The 4,866-nt window shown below is 75.5% G+C and carries 7 protein-coding genes; 2 read left to right on the forward strand and 5 right to left on the reverse strand.

Annotated elements, in window-relative coordinates:
* Window positions 1-222: hypothetical protein (locus QM572_RS05945; RefSeq protein ID WP_415091053.1), on the reverse strand; the 222-nt coding region annotated here is incomplete at its 3' end.
* Window positions 223-247: 25 nt separating this feature from the next.
* Between QM572_RS05945 and fdhD the strand changes: the two genes are divergently transcribed.
* Together fdhD and QM572_RS05955 are read left to right on the forward strand one after the other, a co-directional pair.
* Complete coding sequence (fdhD, locus tag QM572_RS05950) at window positions 248-1,123, forward strand: formate dehydrogenase accessory sulfurtransferase FdhD (protein WP_415091055.1); 876 nt, start codon at window positions 248-250, stop codon at window positions 1,121-1,123.
* 5 nt (window positions 1,124-1,128) lie between these two features.
* Entirely contained in the window at window positions 1,129-2,049 is a 921-nt protein-coding gene (locus tag QM572_RS05955) for a DNA-3-methyladenine glycosylase family protein (protein WP_415091057.1), read from the forward strand.
* Between the two features lie 93 nt (window positions 2,050-2,142).
* Here QM572_RS05955 and QM572_RS05960 read toward each other — a convergent pair whose 3' ends face one another.
* From QM572_RS05960 to QM572_RS05975, 4 genes are all read right to left on the reverse strand, one after another.
* A complete protein-coding gene (locus QM572_RS05960) occupies window positions 2,143-3,384 on the reverse strand; it encodes a PucR family transcriptional regulator (protein WP_415091059.1) in 1,242 nt (413 codons plus the stop codon).
* A 55-nt stretch (window positions 3,385-3,439) separates the two neighbouring features.
* Window positions 3,440-4,279 carry an EamA family transporter gene (locus QM572_RS05965; RefSeq protein WP_415091061.1) on the reverse strand — a complete coding sequence of 280 codons (840 nt, stop codon included), beginning with the start codon at window positions 4,277-4,279 and terminating at the stop codon, window positions 3,440-3,442.
* Between the two features lie 57 nt (window positions 4,280-4,336).
* Entirely contained in the window at window positions 4,337-4,501 is a 165-nt protein-coding gene (locus tag QM572_RS05970; RefSeq protein WP_415091063.1) for a hypothetical protein, read from the reverse strand.
* 16 nt (window positions 4,502-4,517) lie between these two features.
* Window positions 4,518-4,866 (reverse strand): hypothetical protein (locus QM572_RS05975; RefSeq protein ID WP_415091065.1); only part of this gene is annotated, 349 nt, incomplete at its 5' end.

Here is a 4,866-nt window from a genome sequence, read left to right on the forward strand (position 1 = left end):
CGCGAGGCGGCCCAGGGGCGCGGCCGGCGCCTGGCCGGGGGCGCCGAGGAGGTCCGCCGGCGTCACCACCGCGATCACGCGCTCGCCCTCCGCGGGCCCGGCGACCAGGATCGCGCAGTGCACGTGGTCGTCGGCGAAGAGGGCGTGCAGATCGGCCACGGTGGCCTCCGCGGGAGACACCTTGGGGGCGGTGAGCATCGCGTCGGCGACGGTCGGGCGCACGAAGGGGAGCGTACTCTCAGCAGCTATGAGCAGGAGGGTGGTGCGGCGCCGGGTCACCCGGATCACGCTGGGCGAGGCGGGGGCGGGCGGGGCCGCGCGGGTGCGCGAGGACCACCTCGCCGCCGAGGAGCCGCTGGAGATCCGCGTCGGCGGTCGCCCGCTCGCGGTGACGATGCGCACGCCCGGCCACGACATCGAGCTCGCGGCCGGCTTCCTCGTCTCCGAGGGCGTGGTGCACCGGCGGGACGAGGTGGCGACGGCGCGCTACTGCGCCGGGGCGGTGGTCGACGACGTCAACACCTACAACGTGCTCGACGTGGTGCTCGCGCCCGGGGTGACGCTGCCGGACTTCGGACTGGAGCGCAGCGTCTACACGTCCTCCTCGTGCGGTGTCTGCGGCAAGGCGAGCATCGACGCGGTGCGGACGCGTTCGGCGTACGACGTCGCGGGGGACTCCCTCTCGGTGGACGCCGCGACGCTGCTCGCACTGCCGGATCGGCTGCGCGAGGGCCAGGAGATCTTCGAGCGCACCGGCGGGCTGCACGCCGCCGGCCTCTTCGACGCCGCGACCGGGGAGCTGCTCGCGCTGCGGGAGGACGTCGGACGCCACAACGCCGTCGACAAGGTCGTCGGCTGGGCGCTGGAGGCCGGCCGGCTGCCGCTGCGCGGCACGGTGCTCATGGTGTCGGGCCGAGCGAGCTTCGAGCTGGTGCAGAAGGCGTCGATGGCCGGGATCCCGGTGCTCGCCGCCGTCTCGGCGCCCTCGTCCCTGGCCGTGGAGCTGGCCGACGAGCTCGGCCTGACGCTGGCCGGCTTCGTGCGGGGCGACTCGCTGTCGGTCTACAGCCATCCCTCGCGAGTGCGGGCGGGCGATCGCGCGCCGAGCGCGCCGGTCGGCTGAGCGGCGTGCCGCCGCTCGGTCGCGTGTGGCGCCTCCCCGACGGGTGCGAGCCGGGCGTGATGCGGCTGCACCAGCGGGGCGGCGGCGATCCGGCGTACCGGATCGAGGACGGCCGGCACTGGCGCGGGATCCGCACGCCGCATGGCCCCGCGACGCTCGTCGTCTGGTCGCGGGCGGCGCTCGGCGAGGTGCACGCGGAGGCGTGGGGGCCGGGAGCGGCGTGGGCGCTGGGATCGGTGCCCGGGCTCCTGGGCGCTGACGACGACCCCGCCGGCTTCGAGCCCCGGCACCCGCTGCTGATCGAGCTCGTACGACGCCACGGCGTGCCGCGGGTCGGGCGCACCGAGCGGGTGATGGAGGCGCTCGTGCCGGTGGTCATCGAGCAGAAGGTGACCGGCCGCGAGGCGTTCGCGGGGTTCCGGGCACTGGTGCACCGCTTCGGCGAGCGGGCTCCCGGGCCCGGAGCCGATCGGCGGCTCTGGATCCAGCCCGACGCCGAGACGGTGCGCCGGGTCCCGTCGTGGGAGTGGCTGCGGATGTCCGTCGACCCGGCCCGCGGCCGGACGGTCGTCACCGCCGCCCGCGTCGCTCCCGCCCTGGAGCGCACCCTGGCCGTCGAGTTCGACGAGGCCGCGGCCCGGCTCACGTCCCTGCCCGGAGTCGGGCGATGGACGGCCGCGGAGACGCTGCAGCGCGCGCACGGCGATCCCGACGCGGTCTCCTTCGGCGACTATCACGTGGCGAAGGACATCGGCTGGGCCCTGACCGGCGAGCCGTTCGACGACGAGCGGCTCGAGGAGTTCCTGGAGCCCTACCGCCCCCACCGCGGGCGGGTGCAGGCGCTCGTCGCCCGCGCCGGCCTGCGCCGCCCGCGCCGCGGTCCCCGGATGCCACCGCGCACCCACCTCCCCGCGACGCCACGCTGAGGGGACCTGCGGGATCGGTCGTGTCCCAGCTGTCACACCACCCGGCCGAGTGGGGAACTTCTGGGGTGGCGTGCCGGCCGAGAAGTTCCCCTTTCACCGGTTAACCGGTGACTCCGCCCGGACGTCGAGCAGGAACGTCTCGGCGTAGTCCAGCGCCAGCAGCAGGTCGCGGGCGCGCTCCTGGATCGGACCGCCGAGGAGGCGCTCGGCCTGGCCGATGCGATAGCGCACGGTGTTCTTGTGCACCCCGAGCACTCCTCCGACCGCCTCCGAGCCGCCGGGCGTGGTGAGGACGACGCGGACGGTCTCGCGCAGCTTGCCGTGTCGCGCGTCGGCCAGCGGGCCGAGCACGCGGCGGGCGAAGCGGGTGGCCGCCGCGGGATCGAGGGCGAGGAGGCAGAGCGCCGCCACGTCGTCGTACGCCGTCAGGCCGGTCCGTCCGGCGAGCGCGACGACCTGCGCGGCGCGTGCCTCGTTGTGCGCCAGCACGAATCCGTCCAGGCCGGCGTGTGGCCCGGCGATCGTCACCCGGAGCTGCGCCGGATCGAGCTCGACCGCCTCGGCGGACCTGGGCTCCGTGGGCCGAGCTCGCTCCGAGGGCACCCAGCACCACGCCTCGCGACCGCTGGGCCGCACGATCAGCGGCGCCCGCGCCCCGAACCGAGCGGCGATGCGACGAGCGGCGGGCTCCAGCGTGGCCAGGGCGTCCGGGGTCAGCGCGGTGAGCACGAGCGCGACGTGCGAGCCGGTCGCCGGGTAGCCGCCGAGCGCCGCCGACAGCTCGCGCGGATCGAGCTCCGCGCCGTCGCGGCCCTCCAGGACGCCGCGCACCGCCTCGAAGCGCTGGGCGTCGCCGCGCTGCTGGATCTGCGCCGCCTCGCGCTGGTGGAGCACCAGCGACTCCTCGACGCTCGCGTCGAGCCAGGCGGCGGCCTCCGTCCAGAAGAGGACGAGGACCTCCTCGTGGTCGACGCCGGCCGGTGCCTCCCGGACCACCTCGGTGGCATAGGTCCACGACGAGCGCTGGGCCGCGCGATAGATCGCCAGCAGCAGGGTGAGGTCGAGATGGCGCCGCGGCAGCTCGCGGGCCAGCTCGGCGGCCGTCGGCACCAGCCGGAAGTCGCCCTCACCCGAGAGATGGTCCAGGAAGGCCCGCCAGTGCTCGCCGATCGCGACGCGGATGAGCTCGCCGAGCTCCTCGCGGCCCGGGATCGTCGCCAGCTGGGGGACGTCGGTCTCGATCGCCGCCCAGGTGCGGCGCACCCAGGCGTCGATCCGCTCGGGGTCGCGCTCGGCCGCGATGAACCCGTCGACCCAGCTCTCCAGACCCGTCACGCTCCCATTGTTCGCCTTGGTGCGGATCGCACAACAACCGAGGGCCGGGTCCAGGTCAGACGGCGAGCAGGACGATCCCGCCGCAGACCACGGCGGCCGCGAGCGCTCGGCCCCAGCCGAGGCGCTCGCCGAAGAAGAGCGCCCCGATGAGCGCGCCGAAGACGATGCTGGTCTCGCGCAGCGCGGCGATCGGCGCGAGGTGGTCGCCCCTCGACTGCGCCCAGATCACCGTGCCGTAGGCGACCATCGACACCACTCCGCCGAAGATGCCCGTCCACGCCTGGGCTCGCAGCTGCCCCACCGCCGCCCGTCCGCGCGTGGCGACCAGGACGACCAGGGGCCACGGGCCCTGAGCGAGGAACGACCACGCCATGTAGGTCAGCGGCTCGGCGTGATGCACGCCTTCGCCGTCGACGACGGTGTAGGTGGCGATGAGCAGCCCGGTGAGCACCGCCGCGCCGAGCGCCGGGGCCTGGTGCCGCCGCGGGAGGCCGCCGAGGACGACCAGGAGGAGCAGTCCGGTGGAGATGACGACGATGCCGGCCGCCTGGATCCCCGGCAGCGGCTGGCCGAGCAGGACGACGGCCACCACCGCGACGACCCAGGGCGAGGTGCCGCGCGCGAGGGGGTACACCTGCGAGAACTCCCCGAGCCGATAGCTGGCCAGCAGGCATGCGAGATAGCAGAGGTGGAGCAGCCCACTGGCCAGGATGAACGGCCACGCCCCGGCCGGAGGAAGCCCGACGACGAGGATCACCGCCAGCGGGACGACGGTGAAGACGGACTGCATGAGCGCGACGTTGACGAGTCGGTCCCGCGAGCCGTGAGCGACCGCGTTCCAGGTGGCGTGCAGGACCGCCGAGGCGAGCACTGCGAGGAGGACGCCGGCGCTCACGTCGGCGATCCTCCTCGCTGCCGTCCGCCACCACCCAATCCGGGCGGCGCATCGGGGCTACCGCAGGAGCACGACGGCGACGACGACCGCCGCCGCGCCGAGGCCGCCGCCGAGGGGACGGACCAGCGGCGGCAGTGCGCCGTCCGGATCGCCCGCCAGGAGGGCCGCCGTCATCCGGCGCAGCTCCCACGCGGCGACGACGAGCTGCTCGCGAGGAGTCATCGGTCCCACGGCCACCTCACTGCCACCAGGCCCTCGTCGCGACGGCGAGCAGGGGCGGGAGCCCCATCAGGGCGAGGCACTCCAGCCACTCGGCGCCCACCGCGACGGTCGGTCGCGGCGACGCCGGGCGGTGCTGGAGGACGACCGCCACGCCCGCGGTGAGCGCGACCGCGAGGCACCACCGCTCGGCGCTCGCCGCCGTGACCGCGGCCACCGTGACCACTCCCGCGACCGCCGTCGCGACGGTGGCCCACCCCCGCACGATGCGTACGCCGTCCGGCCGGCGCTCCGCCCCCAGCACCGCGGCCGCGAAGCCGGGGACCAGGCGCGACCCCACCGCCGCTGCCGCGGCGGCGACCGCCGCG

This window comes from Nocardioides sp. (assembly GCF_047607365.1).
Lineage (GTDB): Bacteria > Actinomycetota > Actinomycetes > Propionibacteriales > Nocardioidaceae > Nocardioides.

What these genes read in the sequence shown, in the direction of transcription:
- QM572_RS05970 (WP_415091063.1), bottom strand. Translation starts at nt 4,501, where the DNA reads ATGACTCCTCGCGAGCAGCTCGTCGTCGCCGCGTGGGAGCTGCGCCGG.
- fdhD (WP_415091055.1), top strand. Translation starts at nt 248, where the DNA reads ATGAGCAGGAGGGTGGTGCGGCGCCGGGTCACCCGGATCACGCTGGGC.